Origin of the sequence: Dyadobacter psychrotolerans, assembly GCF_004349265.1 — a bacterium.
GTDB classification, from domain to species: Bacteria; Bacteroidota; Bacteroidia; order Cytophagales; family Spirosomataceae; genus Dyadobacter; species Dyadobacter psychrotolerans.
This window is the reverse complement of the sequence record NZ_SMFL01000010.1, coordinates 46615-63641: the sequence shown is the minus strand read 5'-3', so window position 1 is coordinate 63641 and position 17027 is coordinate 46615. Positions and strand designations below refer to the sequence as shown.

Genomic DNA, 17027 nt, shown 5'->3' with positions numbered 1-17027 from the left:
AATATTTACTTTAAAATTAACATAGTCTGGGAATATTTGCTGACAAAGTGCTGTAATATTGAAAATTATATCTGAAAAGGTAAAATTGCAAGTGATTTATGCTTTTAATAAACGCTCGACAAAATGAAATCAGAACGTATTTTAGTAATTGGTGCAAACGGGCAGATCGGTTCCGTACTGGTGGAATATCTTCGTGGAATTTACGGAGAAAACAGGATTATCGCTTCTGATTTACGTGAGCCGGAGTTAAAGACAGATTATTTTGAAAAACTGGATGCTACCGATGCGGCCGGTCTTTCAAGTATTGTTCGCAAACACAAAATTACCCAGATATACCATCTGGCTGCAATCCTTTCTGCAAACGGAGAAAAGGAACCGTTGAAAACCTGGGATATTAATATGCAGACTTATTTTAACGTGTTGGAAGCAGCGCGCGAAAATGGGGTGAAAAAGATATTTTATCCAAGTTCAATCGCAGTTTTCGGAGTAAATGTGGATGTTACCGCTGAACAGTATTCTTTCCTGGATCCGGCAACGGTTTATGGTATCAGCAAAGCAGCAGGGGAGAATTGGTCGAATTACTACTTTAAAAGATATGGCCTCGATATTCGTTCTTTGCGTTATCCGGGAATCATTAGTTATCAGTCGATGCCTGGTGGCGGCACTACGGATTATGCTGTTGATATTTATCACAAAGCAGTTAAAGGTGAACATTTTGAATGTTTCCTGAAAGAAGATACTACGCTTCCTATGATTTACATGAGCGACGCCATGGATGCAACGGTGCGTCTCATGGAAGCTGCAAGTGATAAAATTAATGTCCGCACGAGTTACAATCTGGCGGGAATGAGCTTTTCTCCCAAAGAAATTGCTGCAAGTATTAGAAAACTAATTCTGGATTTTGAGATTAGCTACAAACCGGATTTTCGGCAGGGTATTGCAGAATCATGGCCACAGCAGATAGATGATTCCTTTGCTAAAAAAGACTGGGGCTGGCGACCAACCTATACCCTTGATAAAATGACTGAAGAAATGATTTCTGAATTACAGAAAAAATATAAAACGGTTAAAATCTGACCTTTGCAGTAATTTTTGGCTGTGACCGGCCGCAACATTTTAAAATATACCAATCATGTACGGAAATATTCAGCAGGAACTTCAGCAGGAACTGGACGCAATCAAAGAAGCAGGACTGTATAAAAAGGAGCGTATCATCACAACGCCCCAGTCTGCACTGATCTCTACCGACAATGGTAAAGAGGTGCTTAATTTTTGTGCGAATAATTACCTGGGGCTTTCTTCACATCCGGATGTAATTAAAGCTGGAATCGAGGCGATAAAAACACATGGTTTCGGTATGTCATCGGTACGTTTTATCTGCGGAACCCAGGATATCCACAAAGAACTTGAACGCAAAACTGCTGAGTTTCTGGGTACTGAGGATTGCATACTTTACGCCGCTGCATTTGATGCAAACGGTGGGGTTTTTGAACCGCTGTTAGGAGAAAACGATGCCATCATTTCCGATGAACTGAATCACGCTTCTTTAATTGATGGTATTCGTTTGTGTAAAGCAAAACGTTTTCGCTACAAACATAACGACCTGAATGATCTTGAAACGCAATTGAAAGCAGCACAGGGAAGCCGCCGGATTCTGGTGGTAACAGATGGTGTTTTTTCAATGGACGGAACAATTGCACAGCTTGACAAAATTTGCGACCTCGCCGAACAGTACGGTTCAATGGTGATGATCGATGAGTGTCATGCGTCCGGTTTTATCGGAAAAACGGGTCGCGGCACACATGAGTTCCGAAACGTAATGGGACGGATTGACATCATTACCGGAACTTACGGCAAAGCATTGGGCGGTGCGTCGGGTGGTTTCACGGCTGCTAAAAAAGAGATTGTTGAAATTCTGCGCCAGCGTTCACGTCCTTATTTATTTTCCAATACACTGGCTCCGTCCATCGTGGGTGCTTCTATTGCGGTATTGGATATATTGTCGTCATCAACTGCACTTCGTGATAAACTGGAAACCAACACGGCCTACTTCCGTAAGGAAATGACGGAAGCAGGTTTTGATATTCTTCCCGGCGAGCATCCGATTGTACCGATTATGCTGTACGACGCAAAACTTGCACAGGAATTTGCAGCCAAACTTTTGGATGAAGGAATTTACGTAATCGGCTTCTTCTATCCGGTTGTACCTCAGGGAAAAGCAAGGATTCGTGTACAAATTTCAGCCGGACATGATCAGTCTCACCTGGAAACCGCCGTCGCCGCCTTTACGAAAGTGGGGAAGGAGCTTGGGGTAATTTGATAGCTTTGTATTAAGTATATATAAAGGAGAAAAACCGCAAGCTGCTGTAGGTTGGCAGCTTGCGGAATTAAATTAACTTATCGCACTAAAAGCCATATCCATACTCCCTGAATTCCACCTCAATCTTCCCTTTTGTTGCTGTGCCGGGTATGAATCGTATACAATACATGGTCCCTTCTTGGCTGGTATCTACTCCTCCTTCAACAACTATGGAGTCTTTGTATGTTTTTATAAATCTCCGTCTCATGATAATATCTACTTCACTAAGATTATTGCCATGTATAAACGTAGAAAATCTATTATTATCGCGACAATTACCTTCGTGAAAACCCAACGTCCCATTCATGACTCCTTTGATTTTATAACTAACCTTACTTTGGTCTCTTCGTATTTTGTAAAACAAAGCCTGAGGTTTCGATATGTCTGTTATCGTTTGGACTTCTGTAAGATCCTGGCGTCGACAGCTTACTGCTAGTGCCAGTAGCATAGGTATAAGGATTTCTTTAATTGTCATTGCAAAAAGTTGTGGCTGAGCTTGTGGGGAATAATTGAGCTTCTTTATCGCCAGTAGTGCCTTTTGAGAGCCTTTTTCCACGTCCATCTTTTATTGCCTTCAGAACGGCATCACGCAGTGCAATTCCCGAGCATCCGCAGGTTTGAGCTACTTTGCGTCCAAGAGCATTATTTTGGAGATCCATATCAATATCCAAAGTTTTAACGGTCCAGTCTCCTTCATGGTTATCTCCTATTATCTTAGCTTCCTCTTCTCCGAACGAATTATAATTCATAGGATTCTAAAAGGCATTTGATTCATGTTTATGATCCAGAAAAAATAATCACAACTGAATATAAAACTGCATGCTGCAATAATGAACAGCTTGCAGAGATACAGTAAGCGTAGGCACTAAAAGCCATATCCATGTTCACGGAATTCCACCTTAATTTTGCCCTTTGTTGCTGTGCCAGGAATAAATCTCACACAAAATAAAGAGCCCTTTTGGCTGGTCTCAATACCTTCTTCCGTTGAAATTGAATCCTTGAAGACTATTAAGTAATTGAGTTGAGTAACGCTGTCAACATCGCTAAGGTGATTGCTAGCAATGACCGATGAGAACTTTTCAGGGTTAAAGCAATTGTTGCCATAATAACCCAAAGTCCCGTTCATCTTTCCCTTGATTCTACAATCAACTTTGCTCCCATCTCTTTTTATTGCATAATACAAAGATTGTGGCTCGGAAAAGTCGGTAATCGTTTGGACTTCGATGATGTCGGGTCTCCCGCATCCAACCACCGCTACCATTAAAATAGTGAGAATCAGCTTAAAGGTGATCATTACAAAAGCTGGTTGCGTTATTTGTATTAATTAGTTTATTTAATTGAGTGTCGGGGCTAACAAATCGTCGTTTTCCACGTCCATCTTTTATTGCCTTCAGAACTGCATCACGTAGTGCAATTCCCGAGCATCCGCAGGTTTGAGCTACTTTGCGTCCAAGGGCATTATTTTGGAGATCCATATCAATATCCAAAGTTTTAACGGTCCAGTCTCCTTCATGGTTATCTCCTATTATCTTAGCTTCCTCTTCTCCGAACGAATTATAATTCATAGCATTCTAAAAGGCATTTGATTCATGTTTATGATCCAGAAAAAATAATCACAACTGAATATAAAACTGCATGCTGCAATAATGAACAGCTTGCAGAGATACAGTAAGCGTAGGCACTAAAAGCCATATCCATACTCCCTGAATTCCACCTCAATCTTCCCTTTTGTTGCTGTGCCGGGGATAATCTGCAGGCAATACATTGCACCTGATTGGGTTCCTTCACAGCCTCCTTCCGTATTCACCGAGTCTTTAAAAATTCTGAAGTATCTTCTTAATGAGACACTGTCAACTTCCGTGAGGTTTCCTGCGGAGATGAAAAATTCATCCTGGTTAAAGCAGGTTCCTTCTATTCTTCCAACCGTTCCATTCATAGTGCCTTTCATATGATAGCTTACAATACTATTTTCTCTTTGAATAGTATGAAAAAAAGAATGTGATCTCGACAGATCTGTTATGATGTGCCGCTCTATAATGTCAGAACGACCACAACCCACCAGTAATAAGAAAACGGTCGAAAAAAATTGCTTAATTGTCATTGCAGAAAGTGGTTGCTGAGCTAGTGGAGATTAGACGTTCTTCCTTTTTACCCGTGACGCCTATGGAGTTACGTTTTCCACGTCCATCCTTTATTGCCTTCAAAACGGCATCACGTAGTGCAATTCCCGAGCATCCGCAGGTTTGAGCTACTTTGCGTCCAAGAGCATTATTTTGGAGATCCATATCAATATCCAAAGTTTTAACGGTCCAGTCTCCTTCGTGGTTATCTCCTATTATCTTAGCTTCCTCTTCTCCGAACGAATTATAATTCATAGCATTCCAATAGGCATGCTTAAAGGCATTTTGATTTGTCCCGTCAATATCTACAATCCAGTCACTGAAAATGCCATCCTTTTGGCACATATATTCAGACCTGGATTGATTCTCAGCCTTTTGGGTATTGAACCAGGCCGCAGGAGCTTTCCCAGGGTTAGCTTTCAGCCATGCAGTTTCACGGGGATTCAAGTCTCGAAGCCAGGCATTAAATTGGCTGATCCTGTCTTCAGGTACCGCCCATCCCTCAGTAACCGTGTCATCTTGATTCTGATCCCCGCCTGAGGTGTCTCCTCCGCTGCCGCCACTGCCAGAAGGTGCATACTCCGTGTCATGCTTATTTTGCTCACAATTTCTGTCAGCAACATAGTAGGAAAAACTTTCGGTGTACATAAATTGGGGAGGCCCACAACCGTTTGACGAGCACGCGATCGAATAATAATCAATGGTTGTTGATTGCAATATCAGCCCGCAACTAGTTCGTAAGTTTCCTTGCTGTCCAATGTCCTTCGGCAACAAGGTCTGAACAAGCTCTCCATTCTTGTATACGAATCCACGTTTAAAATGCCCTTCCGTGTCTTCAAACCAGTGCATACCAGTGAAATCCTTGTCTTTTGATTTTTTCTGCTTCCGGTATTCTGCATCAGTCTTGGTATACATACGTTCCACCACTTCTTTTCCATCTCCGTCTAGGTACACCACCAGCTGAACAGGGGTTATCAAATCCTCCTCCGCAATTTTGGACTTGTCTTTTATGAAGCCCATAGTGGTAAGTGTAGCTGATTCCTGCATTTCAAAATCGGGATCACTAACGCACTGGTTCCACCTTTAAATTTAAGCCTTTTAGGTCTGTCCCAGTCCGGAGCCTCTCCGAGTTTCTTTTTCCTCGTATTTGCTATTGCTTCGCCTGCCTTGTTTGCACTTTCATACAGAGCCTTTGCCCGTTCCACAGAAATCTCATCAGGAACTATGGCTTGGGCGATTGGCACAGGCTGAACGGCTAACTCGTTCCGATTACATGCAGCCCCAGCAAGCAGGGTTAGCATTAACAGATTTGATAAATAGTTCGGCGTTTTGTTCATCGTAATGTAATAATAGTTTCATATTGGACTTAAATAATTTTAAGACTGGACTTCCAGCCATAAGTCACAATGCAAAACGCACTTTTAATAAGCGATTTACTATTAAATAATTACGGGAATATATATCCGATAGTGAAGAAGTTGTTTGAAAAATTACACTTCTTCTTCTTCTTCAAGCAAATGCACTTCAACGTGCAAGGATTGTAAAGTAGCGTTACCATATTGCGTAACCATGGCTACGTCGGCTGCGTCACGTCCGTGGGCTATTTCAATTCTGTAACCTTCTGTCTTTTCCTGAACGGCGTCGAAAGTGTACCAATCTCCCCCGATATAAACATCAAACCAGGCATGCAGATCCATGTCTTTAAGTTTATCCAGATAACCTACCGTCATACGGGTTGGGATACACAAGTTTCTGCATAAGGCAATGGCCAGATGTGTAAAATCGCGGCAAACGCCTATACGGTTACGGGCAAGGTCCAGTGCGGTGGTGCTGGAATCTGTCATTCCATATTGATACTTCACATTTTGATGAATCCAGCTCCTGATCGCTTCAACCTGATCGTACCCCGGCGTTAAATTTCCGGCAATCTCCAGAGCCAGCATATTTATTTCGTGCAGGTCCGACTCACAATACCTGCTTGGTAAAATATAATGCATAATATCGTCGGGCAGATCGCCTACAAGTACATAACCCGGCGCAGGGCTTGGAATCTCTTTTGTTTTATTTACCTGTGCCTGTACTTCGGTAGTTATCGTAACCTGGCCAACCGGCAAAATAGTGCGTTGGCATGGATTGCCGTATAAATCAGTGTACTCAGAAAATGGTACGGATGGTTCAATGTTAAAGCCTTCTTCCAGAATAGCCTGACCTTCCTGACGGCGCGGGCGGAGCATTGTTGTAATTGTAGTGGGGGCATATACGTCGTAGGTGAATACGCTTCTTCCCTGCATTTTCATGAATTCGCTGATTAAAGTTTAGTAAATATAGAATGCTTACGGGTCTTAAATTCTGGTGCCATTAATTAATTCAGCGATTTTTCTGCGTTTTGCAGACATTTTTCCGTTTTCTTGTTTTAGGATTATTTTTTATATAAATCATGATATACATAGCATCTTATAGGTGTGATGACGTTAGATTTTCATTAAAAAGGGATCTTTCCAATGTTTGGTAAGAACGAATTTTTAACTTAATGTCTTTAAATCATAGTTTTCGTTTTAAAAATAGATAGTCATGGCAACAACAAAATGGGTCGTAGATCCTGCACACTCCGAAGTTCAGTTTAAGATTAAACATCTGGTAATCTCCACTATAACAGGTTCTTTTAATAATTTTGAAGGCGGTGCAACTTCGGACCAAAACGACTTCGAAAGTGCTGAAATTCACTTCTCATTGGATGTAAACAGTATTGATACAAATGTGGAAATGCGTGATAATCACCTCAAATCGGCCGATTTTTTTGACGCTGAACAATTTCCTCACATCACCTTTCAATCAAATTATTTTCATAAAGTAAAAGGTGATAACTACAAATTATCAGGTTTGCTTACTTTGAAAGGCATCACCAAACCAATAGAGCTGGACGCAGAATATGGTGGAACTGAAAGAGATGCACAGGGAAATATCAGAATCGGTTTTGAAGTAACAGGTTTGCTGAGCAGACAGGAATTCGGACTGAATTATATGCAGCTAACAGATTCCGGCGGTATGCTTATTGGCGAGGATGTGAGGCTGATCGCAAACATTCAGCTGATGCGGCACGAGTAGTAATGATTGATTGATATAAGGATGAATAAATAAAGCATCCCTTCCTGCCTTTCGGTGTGAAGGGTTGCTTTTTTAGGATAGCTGGTTGTTCACCTTTTCCAGGTTTTTAATAACCTCACTGATTTTCGCCTGCTGCTTACTTAAAATTCTTGGTCTGAGGTAAACCCAGTTGAACAAAATCCAGGCAGCCGTGATCCCGTAAGCGATTAATCCTCCTATCAGGGGCATTTTTAAAGTATACTCAATCATATAAAGTAAAAGTCCCATACCGAGTGCCGCAAAATAAAGGTTCATAATTCGTGTTCCCAATACAAGCTGTTTTTCCTTTATTGTGATCAGCAATTGTAAATAGTCAGCAGCGTTAAGTGACTGGTCTGCGTCTTTCATCAGTAAACGAAGCAGTCCGCCCGAAGAAACGAGGAAAAATATGATTGCAAGTATGATCAGTGCTACACCAATTCGCGTCGTTATCAGCTCCGGTTCAATAAAGTAACCGATAGTCAGGATAAATAGCATGGTTGCAACACCCATGGCCATTACAAGCAGCATCTGGTTGCGATTTTTGTTTTTAAGCTTTAATGCTGATTTGAGTAATTCATTTAAATCTGGTTGCGGAATGGCATCCTGCTTATTCCAAAGGTCTTTCAAATTATTCGTGTCCATTTGAATTGAATTTTTGAGATAGTTTTTCTTTAATCCGATGAATTCTTACCCTGATATTAGATTCGGTCATCCCTAAAACTTTTGAGATTTCCGCCTGTGGGATTTCTTCCAGTTCCATGGAGATGATTAACCGGTCAACTTCCTCTAATTCCGAGATATACTGATAAAGCAAACGCACATTTTCGTCAGTTGAAGGTTCCTCCTGCTCCGCAATTTGAGGAGGAAACTCTTCCTTTGGATGTTTTTTTGATTTTTCAAGCTGTCTCAGACAATGGTTGGCAGCAATTCTGAAAAGCCAGGTACCGATGGCTGATTCGTTCCGGAAATTTGGCAGCTGCTGCCAGACGGTGATGAATGTTTCCTGAGCAATATCCTGCGCCCAATCGCGGTCGTTTACATAACCCATGCAAATCCGGAAGACCTTTTTCCAGTAGTGTTTATATATTTCTTCAAAAACCATAAATCGTAGAAATAAACTGTTCCTGCCTGTCCATGAAAAGATTATGAGAGCAATTGCCGAGATACAACACATTCTCTTTACCGATTAAATTTCCGGCTGCTGCAACCTGCTCAGGAGAATACAATCCATCATCTTTTCCATACATAGCATATATTTTTATCCCTTTACGCTTCACATTTTGAATAGCGGCGGTCAGGTTTAAAGTAGTATAATGTTCGTTTTTCAGGAAACCCAGTGGTGCCTGCTGTGTCATCTGGCTGGCATATTTTGCAAGACTGTCTTTTCCAAATTCAGTGTAAAGCTTTTTCGCGGTCTCATCAGGCGTTTTTGTTGCGTAAAAACCGTTTTGCATAGCGTGCATAAAGGTATAAGAACTGTAAGCGATGGAAGTTGTATCCATTTTACGGATCAGTCCAAGGTAATAAAGATTGGTCGTGTCTTTTTTGCTTTCATACAGTTTTTGGGATGAATCTAAAATCGTCCTGAAAGTTTCCTGCATTACAACCGGCGTTGAAATAAGGAATAATTTTTCTACGACACCCGGATGCTTTTCTGCAAAAAGCGTTGCCACAATTCCTCCAAAACTATGGCCAATCAGCGTTACCTTTTTTATATTCTGCCCTTTGAGAATTTTATTAATATCATCAAAGGTTTGGCTAAAAGTAAACTCGGCAGGCGAAACGTTTGCTGACCGTCCTTCCCCGCGTCGGTCATATACAATCACATAGTAACCTTTTTCTGAAAGCGTTTTGGCTGTGGTTGCTTCAAAAACGGCTGAATTGTAACCCGGCCCGCCATGCAGAAACAGGACAGGTTCGTCGCTTTTGTTGCCAAAAGTTTTTACGTATAAATCTTGTGCGGTTGTTGTTGTGATCACCGCAAAATAGAACAGGATGAAGATGATTTCTTTCATGATTGTTGTTTTTTTTAGATTAGATACCGGCTCCATCCGGAATGTTACGGCCTTTATTCAATTTTTTATTTTTCCGCTTATCATAAAAAAAACAGCATTCATAAAAAATCTACTGAACGATTTGTTTTTAATAAACACTGTTTAGTATATTTGCGCTGTAAGTAAAAACAAGGAATGGGAATTACAGAAAGAAAAGAGCGGGAAAGGGAAGAGATGCGTCATTTGATTTTAAATGCGGCGCAAAAGTTGTTTTTGGAAAACGGTTACGAAAAAACGAGCATCCGGGGAATAGCAGATGTGATAGAATACAGTCCGGCTACAATTTATCTTTATTACAAGGATAAAAACGAGCTTTTGCTGGCTTTGCACGTGGTAGCATTTCAGAAAATGATGCAGGAATTTTCAGAGGTGGCAGTTGTTGAAAATTCTTTTGAAAGGCTGGTATCGCTGGGAAAACAATACATTAAGTTCGCAATAGAAAATCCCGGACTTTATGATTTGATGTTTATCATGCAGGCTCCCATTGAAGCCCTTGCCTGTAAAGATGAAGTTTGGGAAGACGGGATGAAATCGTTTGATTTTCTGAGAATTATAGTAACTGAGTGTAAAAATAAAGGTCATTTCAGAGAAAACCTGGATGTGGATACGGTTTGTTTAACCATATGGAGCTATATGCACGGGCTTATCACCATCTACCTTAAAAACAGGATGGATATGTTTGAAGACGATCGTCAGATGGACCGGATGCAGGAGTCTTTTCAGCTCTTTATAGAAATGCTAAAAGTGTCTTTTAAATAACATCTTGGTTATGAAAACGCTGCTAAAACTGGAAGATCTTGCAGAATTGGTTCTTTCGATTTTTGTTTTTTCACATCTTGACTTTGGCTGGTGGTGGTATCCTGCTTTAATTTTGCTGCCGGATCTGAGTATGATAGGCTACGTGGTGAACCCAAAAGTGGGTGCTTCGCTCTATAATTTTGTCCACCATAAAGGTTTAGGAATACTAATCGGTATTGGTGGATTTGTGTTGGGACAGGAAGTTTTGATTCTATCGGGTGCCATTCTTTTTGGGCATTCGGCAATGGACAGGCTTTTTGGTTATGGTTTAAAGTATGATGATGATTTTTCAAGTACGCATTTAGGAAAAATAGGAAAGTAAAAAAATTTGCCCTGTTACTAAACACTGTTAATTAAATATGTCATGATTAATAAAACGATTTTTCTGGTCCTTTTTTCAGCAGCGCCCATGCTTGTAGCTGCACAGAAATCTGCGATTCTGGATGATTATGTTGAGGAAGGGTTGACGAATAACCTGTCACTGCAGCAGGAATCTTTGGAAATTAAAAAGGCAATGGAAATGATCCGGCAGGCAAAAGCACTTTTTTATCCACGGCTTACTTTTGCGCCGACTTATTCTTACGCGGCAGGAGGGCGCCGGCTAAACTTTCCTGTGGGTGACCTTCTAAATCCTGCCTATAAATCGCTGAATGAACTTACAGGAAAAAACCAGTTTCCAACCAATATTGAGAACGTCAATGAGCTGCTTGCACCAACCAATTTTCATGACACAAAAGTAGCCGTGCAATATTCTGTTTATAATCCTGAAATAAAATACAATTACCTGATCCAGAAAACTTTACTATCAGCACAGGAGGCGAAAAAAAAGGTGGTTGAAAATGAGCTGCGTTACAATATTGAAACGGCGTATTACCAGTATCTGCAATCGCTGGAAGCGGTTAAAATCTTTGAAAACAGTGGTTTATCTTTAAATGAACTGGTACGGCTAAATAAAAAACTGGTTGCCAATAATACGCTGACAAAAGACGTGGTGTTCTCTTCTGAATATGAAGTAAGCAAGCTTTTACAGCAAAAGGTTGAAGCGGAAAACACGAATAAAGTAGCGAGAGCTTATTTTAATTTTTTGATCAATAGGGAGTTGACCAGTGACATCCTGGTAGATACTATGCTGATTAATTCCGGAAATATCGATTTTTCATTAAACGCACTTCCGGGCCTGACCGATCAGGCGGTGGCGGGCAGGCAGGAATTAAAGCAACTCGACTTGTCTATTGAGGCATCCAGACAAGCGGTTGAGCTTCAGCAGAAAGCAGCATCACGGCCTTCACTGTTTGTTGGCGGAAATGTTGGGTTTCAGGGATATGGATACACTTTTAAGGATCAGGCATACATGGTTGGTCAGGTAGGTTTGCAATTGGATATTTTTAAAGGTTTTGAGAAAAAGTCAAAAATTCAACAAGCCAAAATCCAGACTGATTTGCTGCTGACGAAGAAAACTGAGGTAGAAAAGCAAATCGGGCTGCAAACAACCCAGGCTTACTATGATCTTCTCTCTGCCACCGAAGCGCAGAAAGCGGCACAGGACGGATTGATGAATGCATCACAGTATTTCAAAATCATCGACAGCAGATATCGAAACGGGAACGTGCTGCTGATTGAATTCATCAAAGCACAAAACGACATTCAAACTGCCCGTTTGCAGCAATCGATCAATAAATATGATGTATTGATCAAAAAATCAATTCTAAACAAAATTATCTCAGAGCCATGAAAAAGATTTTGATCATCAACCGGGCTCCTGATTTTACCAGCTAAGGTACCGCCCTGGCAGATGCGTATAAGAAGGGAGCGTTACCGGACCTTAAAAAAGTAAAAAACTATGGAACACAGTTTAAATGAAATTTATATGAAAAAGTATCAGATAAAAACTTTAATGTCCATCGCTGTTCTTTGGACACTTTGGGGCTGTGGAAAGGAAGAGAAAAAACAGGATAACGGAATCGTAGATGAAACGGTTATTTCTGTGAAAACAGCGAATGTGGAATCAGCTGTAAGATCGGAGCCGATACGCGTTGCCGGCACAGTTGCTTCGTCAGAAGAAGCCAGATTGTCTTTCAAGGTGGGAGGTATCGTATCGAAAGTGTATGTAAAAGAAGGCCAGACTGTTAGAAAGGGGCAACTTCTGGCAGTTTTGGATATGACCGAAATTGATGCCCAGGTGAGTCAGGCAACCTATTCAGCAGAAAAATCGGAACGGGATATGCAGCGGGTTAAAAATATGCTGAAAGATACAGCTGCAACGCTGGAACAGCTGCAGAATGCAACAACCGGTTATGATGTATCGCAGCAGAACCTGAAAATTGCAAAATTCAATCAGTCTTATGCCAAAATTGTTTCGCCTATCGACGGAACAGTTACACGTAAACAAATTAATGAAGGAGAATTTGCGGGTGCCGGAACACCCGGACTGATCATTGCCTCAAACCGGAGAAACGACTGGGTTGTCCGTGTGGGCGTGTCCGATAAGGATTGGGCAAGATTACAGTTGGGCGATCAGGCCAATGTGCAATTGGATGCTTATCCGGAAGAGTCTTTCAAAGGGACGATCACAAACCTGGCTCAGTCTGCGGATCCCGCGAGCAAGCTTTACCAGGTCGAAGTCAGGATTGATCCAGCCGGGAAAAAGTTTGCAAGCGGCCTTTATGGCAAAGTTGAACTGACGGCATCTCAAAGCAGAAATTACGCCGTAATTCCGGTTGAAGCAGTCATTGAAGGCAACGGCAACAAAGGTTTTGTATTTGTCAATCAAAATGGAAAAGCAAAACGGATACCGATTATGATAGGGTACCTGGACGGTGACAGGGTTTTAGTTACCAGTGGATTGGAAGGTATTAAAGAAGTGATTACTTCCGGTTCGGCATTTTTGACAGATTCTTCTGCTCTGCTAATCAAGAATTGATTTAGCTTATCAATTTTGAGAAATCAGTAATAATTAAACTCAAAAATGAGGGCTTTGCAGATGTGATTTTACTGATAATGAGTGATTCATTTAAGAGGAAAACCTTATGAATACGCAAAAAACTATGAAGTGGCAAGGAGTTCCCTTCAAAGTCAGATTCGTTAATTGGAATTGACAAACTGTCCTTTTTTACCTGACTGGTGATTTGAACCAAAAGATAGTCACCAGTATCATTTACGATTTCATTGGAGATAACAAGTGCGGGTCTTTTCTTGGTTTGGGAAATATCGGTGAATGGGAATTGGACGGCAACAATGTCACCACGTTTATAAAGTGCCATTTCGTTAAATCAGTTTATCCCAACGCTGGTCTTCTTCACTTTCCCATTCGTCAGACAGTGAAGTTTCAGAAAGTAGACTGGTTTCGTCTGTTTGAATAATTCGTTTTACAAGAGAAACGCCTTCAATTTCCTGAAGTGCTTTTTCTATTGTTTTTAAATCAACGTTCTCGCGAACAGTAACTAACAAGGTTTCCATATTCATTGGCATTTGAACAAAAATACTAAATAGACATGAATTTATCTGAGTTTTCCGTAAAGAACTGGCAGTTTATGCTGGTCATGTTTATAGGCGTTGTCGCTTTGGGACTGAACTCCCTTTTCAACATGCCAAGAGGTGAAGATCCTGAATTTTTCGCTCCTTCTTTCGCAATTGTCTATGTTTATCCGGGAACGGATGCGCTGGATATGGAGGAACTGGTGGTGGACAAAGTCGAAAAGAGACTCACCGCATTGGAAAATGTGAACAACATCAAAACCAATGTCGATGATGGTCTGGCAGTTGTTGTGATTGAATACGATTACAGCGAAGATCCGGACGAAAAATATCAGGAGCTTGTTCGCGAAGTGGGTGCAATGGCGGCCGAATTACCGAAGGATATTTTCAGAACCGAAATCCGCCGCTTTTCTCCAACTGATGTAAATATCGTACAGGTTGCGCTTGTATCGGAAACGGCTTCCAACAAAGAACTGGGCGACAGAGCCGATGATCTGAAAGATGAACTTTCAAAAATCAAAAGTTTGAAAAGTGTTGAGAACTGGGGTTATCCTGCCAGAACGGTCCGCATTTCTTTAAATTTAGAAAAACTGGCACTGGAAGGCGTTCCGGTTAATCAGGTGATACAGGCCTTACAGGCTGAGAACTACAATATTCCGGGAGGGAGCATTCAGGCAAATACAAGAAAATTTAATGTCAAAACATCCGGAGATTATACTTCACTTCAGGAAATAAGAAACACCGTTGTAGCAAGCACAGGGTTTGGGACAACATCTCAAAAAGTCATTTATCTGGCCGATATTGCTAATGTTGACTATGATGAAGCAGAAGAATCTCACATTACCAGGCTCAACGGGCATCGCTGTGTGTTGGTTACCGCTGCACAAAAAGAAGGGCAGAATATAGAGCAGGTAGGTAAAGTTTTAAATCCCGTTGTTGAGAAATTCGAAAAAACGCTTCCATCCAACATCAAACTCATCAAGAGTTTTGATCAGGCAGAAAGTGTCAGCAAGAGACTCGGCCGTTTTGCCAAAGACTTTGCCATTGCTATTTTTCTGGTTTCACTCACATTACTTCCTTTAGGATTCCGTGCAGCATTGGTTGTCATGATTTCTATCCCGCTTTCACTGGCAATGGGTCTGGCAGCAATAGATTATCTGGGTTTTAGTATCAATCAACTAAGCATTGTCGGGTTAATTGTTTCTCTTGGTATTTTGGTTGATGATTCCATTGTGGTGGTTGAGAATATAGAACGCTGGATGCGCGACGGTTATCCGAAACGGGAAGCAGCCGTCAAAGCAACCAAACAAATCACTTTGGCAGTAATTGGCTGTACAATTACGCTGGTTCTCGCATTTCTTCCGCTCAACTTTCTACCCGAAGCTTCTGGTGATTTCATTCGCAGCTTACCAATGGCAGTAAGCATGACGATCGTCGCATCCATGATTGTGTCGCTGACCATCGTGCCTTTTTTAAGCAGCAGGCTTTTAAAAGAATCACATAATCCGGAAGGAAATATATTTATGCGTTCATTAAAAAAAGTGATCAGCGGATCTTACAGCAAGCTTTTACATTGGGCTTTACGTAATCCGTTCCCGACACTTGGTTTTGCTTTGGTCTTGTTTGTGGCTTCTCTGGGATTAACCAAAGTGATTGGTTTCGCCCTTTTTCCAAAATCAGAGAAACCTATGTTTTTAATCACTGTCGAAACGCCTGACGGCACAGCGTTGACGGAAACCGATCGAGTAGCACGATTTGTAGAACGTGAGGTGAAAGCAATTCCTGAAATCCGTTACATCACAACCAACGTTGGCAAAGGAAATCCAAGAATTTATTACAATGTCATTCAGCGTTCAGATGCGACTAATTATGCTGAGTTTTTTGTTCAGCTTACCGATATGAAACCTTCGGAAAAGGAGTTGATTATTGAAAAACTAAGAAACCGTTTTGCCAATGTTATAAACGCGAAAGTAGAAGTGAAAGATTTTGAGCAAGGACCAAATACAGAGGCGCCGATTGCAATCCGGATTTTTGGCGAAGATCTGGATGAGCTTAGGTCTGCCGCTGCTGCTGTGGAGAAAACACTGAAAAGTACAGCCGGGACAATTTATGTAAACAACCCGATCGCAACAAGAAAGACAGATATTCGCGTGAAAATCAACAAGGAAAAAGCAAGTATGCTGGGAATTTCGGTTGCTGAGGTAAACCGGACGATCAGGCTTGCTGTTGCCGGTTTAAATATCGGAATGTTCAAAGACGAAAACGGAGATGATTATGCGATTAATCTGACGATGCCGAAAGGTAAAGTTGCCGACCAAAGTGTACTTAATAATTTATATGTCAATACGATGACCGGTACGTCCGTACCTTTAAAACAAATTGCTGACCTGCAATTCGAAAGTTCCGTAAATCAGATTCGTCATTATGATCAGGACCGGTACGTAACCATTACGGCTTATGTCAAAAAAGGTTTTCTTGTCGATGCGGTTTATAATCAGATCATTGCCAAGCTCGACAAATATCAGTTTCCCAAAGGTTTTACCTATAAAGCTGCCGGTGAACTGGAAGCCAGAGAAAAATCATTTGGCGGTTTGGGCACCATCATTCTGATTACGGCATTCGGCTTTTTAGGTGTACTGGTTTTAGAATTTGGCACATTCAAAAGTTCGCTGATTGTACTTTCTGTTATTCCGCTGGGTATCATTGGTGCATTGACGGCCCTGTTTTTGGTCGGTTATCCGTTGTCATTTGTTGCCATCATCGGGTTGATCGCTTTAATCGGAATTGAAGTAAAAAACTCGATATTACTCGTTGACTTTACAAATCAGTTACGTTCAGAAGGCATGTCGCTGATTGATGCAATTCAGGAAGCCGGAGAGATTCGTTTTGTACCCATTGTGCTCACTTCCTTTACAGCGATCGGCGGGCTTATTCCACTGGCAGTCGAAGGCAACCCGCTGTATTCTCCGCTTGCCTGGGTTTTAATCGGCGGATTGGTAAGTTCAACCTTACTTTCACGGATCGTTACACCGGTTTTGTATAAACTTTTACCTCCGAAAATAGATGTGGTAAATTCTGTTTTGTAAAAGAGCAATT

General features: G+C 41.3%; 20 protein-coding genes. 8 read left to right on the top strand and 12 right to left on the bottom strand.

The window, feature by feature from the left end; translation table 11 throughout:
- Positions 1-123 precede the first annotated feature (123 nt).
- Entirely contained in the window at positions 124-1077 is a 954-nt protein-coding gene (locus E0F88_RS23270) for an NAD-dependent epimerase/dehydratase family protein (protein WP_131960689.1), read from the top strand.
- 55 nt (positions 1078-1132) lie between these two features.
- Positions 1133-2320, top strand: a complete 1188-nt coding sequence (gene kbl, locus E0F88_RS23265) for a glycine C-acetyltransferase (protein WP_131960688.1) — start codon at positions 1133-1135, stop codon at positions 2318-2320.
- 503 nt (positions 2321-2823) lie between these two features.
- Here the strand turns inward: kbl and E0F88_RS23260 are convergent.
- The 7 genes from E0F88_RS23260 to E0F88_RS23230 all read right to left on the bottom strand — a co-directional run bounded on the left by E0F88_RS23260 (position 2824) and on the right by E0F88_RS23230 (position 6776).
- Positions 2824-3108 carry a DUF6973 domain-containing protein gene (locus E0F88_RS23260; RefSeq protein WP_131960687.1) on the bottom strand — a complete coding sequence of 95 codons (285 nt, stop codon included), beginning with the start codon at positions 3106-3108 and terminating at the stop codon, positions 2824-2826.
- 116 nt (positions 3109-3224) lie between these two features.
- Positions 3225-3653: a hypothetical protein gene (locus E0F88_RS23255; RefSeq protein WP_131960686.1), complete on the bottom strand. Its 429-nt coding sequence runs from the start codon at positions 3651-3653 to the stop codon at positions 3225-3227.
- The gene (locus E0F88_RS23250; RefSeq protein ID WP_131960685.1) at positions 3640-3924 is read right to left on the bottom strand and encodes a DUF6973 domain-containing protein; all 285 of its coding nucleotides are present in this window, start codon (positions 3922-3924) and stop codon (positions 3640-3642) included. Before E0F88_RS23250 ends, E0F88_RS23255 begins: the two co-directional genes overlap by 14 nt.
- A 116-nt stretch (positions 3925-4040) precedes the next feature.
- A complete protein-coding gene (locus E0F88_RS34090) occupies positions 4041-4295 on the bottom strand; it encodes a hypothetical protein (protein WP_131960684.1) in 255 nt (84 codons plus the stop codon).
- A gap of 154 nt (positions 4296-4449) precedes the next feature.
- Entirely contained in the window at positions 4450-5499 is a 1050-nt protein-coding gene (locus E0F88_RS23240; protein WP_131960683.1) for a DUF6973 domain-containing protein, read from the bottom strand.
- A complete protein-coding gene (locus E0F88_RS23235) occupies positions 5487-5816 on the bottom strand; it encodes a hypothetical protein (protein ID WP_131960682.1) in 330 nt (109 codons plus the stop codon). Before E0F88_RS23235 ends, E0F88_RS23240 begins: the two co-directional genes overlap by 13 nt.
- A 153-nt stretch (positions 5817-5969) precedes the next feature.
- Positions 5970-6776 carry a transglutaminase domain-containing protein gene (locus E0F88_RS23230; protein WP_131960681.1) on the bottom strand — a complete coding sequence of 269 codons (807 nt, stop codon included), beginning with the start codon at positions 6774-6776 and terminating at the stop codon, positions 5970-5972.
- A gap of 274 nt (positions 6777-7050) precedes the next feature.
- On the opposite strand from E0F88_RS23230, the gene E0F88_RS23225 reads away from it, so the two are divergent.
- Complete coding sequence (locus E0F88_RS23225; protein WP_131960680.1) at positions 7051-7584, top strand: YceI family protein; 534 nt, start codon at positions 7051-7053, stop codon at positions 7582-7584.
- Between the two features lie 72 nt (positions 7585-7656).
- Here the strand turns inward: E0F88_RS23225 and E0F88_RS23220 are convergent, their stop codons facing one another.
- From E0F88_RS23220 to E0F88_RS23210, 3 genes are read right to left on the bottom strand one after another with little or no spacing between them, the layout of a single operon-like run.
- Positions 7657-8247 (bottom strand): hypothetical protein, encoded by a 591-nt coding sequence (locus E0F88_RS23220; protein ID WP_131960679.1) that lies wholly within the window; start codon positions 8245-8247, stop codon positions 7657-7659.
- Positions 8234-8707: an RNA polymerase sigma factor gene (locus E0F88_RS23215; protein ID WP_131960678.1), complete on the bottom strand. Its 474-nt coding sequence runs from the start codon at positions 8705-8707 to the stop codon at positions 8234-8236. Before E0F88_RS23215 ends, E0F88_RS23220 begins: the two co-directional genes overlap by 14 nt.
- Positions 8697-9620, bottom strand: a complete 924-nt coding sequence (locus tag E0F88_RS23210) for an alpha/beta hydrolase (protein ID WP_131960677.1) — start codon at positions 9618-9620, stop codon at positions 8697-8699. Before E0F88_RS23210 ends, E0F88_RS23215 begins: the two co-directional genes overlap by 11 nt.
- A 174-nt stretch (positions 9621-9794) precedes the next feature.
- Between E0F88_RS23210 and E0F88_RS23205 the strand changes: the two genes are divergently transcribed.
- From E0F88_RS23205 to E0F88_RS23190, 4 genes are all read left to right on the top strand, one after another.
- Positions 9795-10418, top strand: coding sequence for a TetR/AcrR family transcriptional regulator (locus E0F88_RS23205; RefSeq protein WP_131960676.1), 624 nt, complete (start codon positions 9795-9797; stop codon positions 10416-10418).
- A 10-nt stretch (positions 10419-10428) separates the two neighbouring features.
- Complete coding sequence (locus E0F88_RS23200; RefSeq protein WP_131960675.1) at positions 10429-10779, top strand: DUF4260 domain-containing protein; 351 nt, start codon at positions 10429-10431, stop codon at positions 10777-10779.
- 42 nt (positions 10780-10821) lie between these two features.
- The gene (locus tag E0F88_RS23195) at positions 10822-12189 is read left to right on the top strand and encodes a TolC family protein (RefSeq protein WP_131960674.1); all 1368 of its coding nucleotides are present in this window, start codon (positions 10822-10824) and stop codon (positions 12187-12189) included.
- A 135-nt stretch (positions 12190-12324) separates the two neighbouring features.
- A complete protein-coding gene (locus tag E0F88_RS23190; RefSeq protein WP_131960673.1) occupies positions 12325-13377 on the top strand; it encodes an efflux RND transporter periplasmic adaptor subunit in 1053 nt (350 codons plus the stop codon).
- Between the two features lies 1 nt (position 13378).
- Here E0F88_RS23190 and E0F88_RS23185 read toward each other — a convergent pair whose 3' ends face one another.
- Together E0F88_RS23185 and E0F88_RS23180 are read right to left on the bottom strand one after the other, a co-directional pair.
- A complete protein-coding gene (locus tag E0F88_RS23185) occupies positions 13379-13717 on the bottom strand; it encodes a type II toxin-antitoxin system PemK/MazF family toxin (protein ID WP_131960672.1) in 339 nt (112 codons plus the stop codon).
- Positions 13718-13721: 4 nt separating this feature from the next.
- The gene (locus E0F88_RS23180; protein ID WP_131960671.1) at positions 13722-13913 is read right to left on the bottom strand and encodes a hypothetical protein; all 192 of its coding nucleotides are present in this window, start codon (positions 13911-13913) and stop codon (positions 13722-13724) included.
- A 35-nt stretch (positions 13914-13948) separates the two neighbouring features.
- Between E0F88_RS23180 and E0F88_RS23175 the strand changes: the two genes are divergently transcribed.
- Positions 13949-17017 carry an efflux RND transporter permease subunit gene (locus E0F88_RS23175; protein WP_131960670.1) on the top strand — a complete coding sequence of 1023 codons (3069 nt, stop codon included), beginning with the start codon at positions 13949-13951 and terminating at the stop codon, positions 17015-17017.
- Positions 17018-17027: the final 10 nt, after the last annotated feature.

Bases quoted from the DNA above. Each gene is read 5' to 3' on its own strand.
- E0F88_RS23215 (WP_131960678.1), bottom strand. From the start codon at position 8,707: ATGGTTTTTGAAGAAATATATAAACACTACTGGAAAAAGGTCTTCCGG.
- E0F88_RS23195 (WP_131960674.1), top strand. From the start codon at position 10,822: ATGATTAATAAAACGATTTTTCTGGTCCTTTTTTCAGCAGCGCCCATG.
- E0F88_RS23185 (WP_131960672.1), bottom strand. From the start codon at position 13,717: ATGGCACTTTATAAACGTGGTGACATTGTTGCCGTCCAATTCCCATTC.
- E0F88_RS23220 (WP_131960679.1), bottom strand. From the start codon at position 8,247: ATGGACACGAATAATTTGAAAGACCTTTGGAATAAGCAGGATGCCATT.
- E0F88_RS23270 (WP_131960689.1), top strand. From the start codon at position 124: ATGAAATCAGAACGTATTTTAGTAATTGGTGCAAACGGGCAGATCGGT.
- E0F88_RS23250 (WP_131960685.1), bottom strand. From the start codon at position 3,924: ATGAATTATAATTCGTTCGGAGAAGAGGAAGCTAAGATAATAGGAGAT.
- E0F88_RS23200 (WP_131960675.1), top strand. From the start codon at position 10,429: ATGAAAACGCTGCTAAAACTGGAAGATCTTGCAGAATTGGTTCTTTCG.
- E0F88_RS23230 (WP_131960681.1), bottom strand. From the start codon at position 6,776: ATGAAAATGCAGGGAAGAAGCGTATTCACCTACGACGTATATGCCCCC.
- E0F88_RS23175 (WP_131960670.1), top strand. From the start codon at position 13,949: ATGAATTTATCTGAGTTTTCCGTAAAGAACTGGCAGTTTATGCTGGTC.
- E0F88_RS23205 (WP_131960676.1), top strand. From the start codon at position 9,795: ATGGGAATTACAGAAAGAAAAGAGCGGGAAAGGGAAGAGATGCGTCAT.
- E0F88_RS23225 (WP_131960680.1), top strand. From the start codon at position 7,051: ATGGCAACAACAAAATGGGTCGTAGATCCTGCACACTCCGAAGTTCAG.
- E0F88_RS23240 (WP_131960683.1), bottom strand. From the start codon at position 5,499: ATGGGCTTCATAAAAGACAAGTCCAAAATTGCGGAGGAGGATTTGATA.
- E0F88_RS23180 (WP_131960671.1), bottom strand. From the start codon at position 13,913: ATGGAAACCTTGTTAGTTACTGTTCGCGAGAACGTTGATTTAAAAACA.
- E0F88_RS23190 (WP_131960673.1), top strand. From the start codon at position 12,325: ATGAAAAAGTATCAGATAAAAACTTTAATGTCCATCGCTGTTCTTTGG.
- E0F88_RS23260 (WP_131960687.1), bottom strand. From the start codon at position 3,108: ATGAATTATAATTCGTTCGGAGAAGAGGAAGCTAAGATAATAGGAGAT.
- kbl (WP_131960688.1), top strand. From the start codon at position 1,133: ATGTACGGAAATATTCAGCAGGAACTTCAGCAGGAACTGGACGCAATC.
- E0F88_RS23210 (WP_131960677.1), bottom strand. From the start codon at position 9,620: ATGAAAGAAATCATCTTCATCCTGTTCTATTTTGCGGTGATCACAACA.
- E0F88_RS23255 (WP_131960686.1), bottom strand. From the start codon at position 3,653: ATGATCACCTTTAAGCTGATTCTCACTATTTTAATGGTAGCGGTGGTT.
- E0F88_RS34090 (WP_131960684.1), bottom strand. From the start codon at position 4,295: ATGAATGGAACGGTTGGAAGAATAGAAGGAACCTGCTTTAACCAGGAT.
- E0F88_RS23235 (WP_131960682.1), bottom strand. From the start codon at position 5,816: ATGAACAAAACGCCGAACTATTTATCAAATCTGTTAATGCTAACCCTG.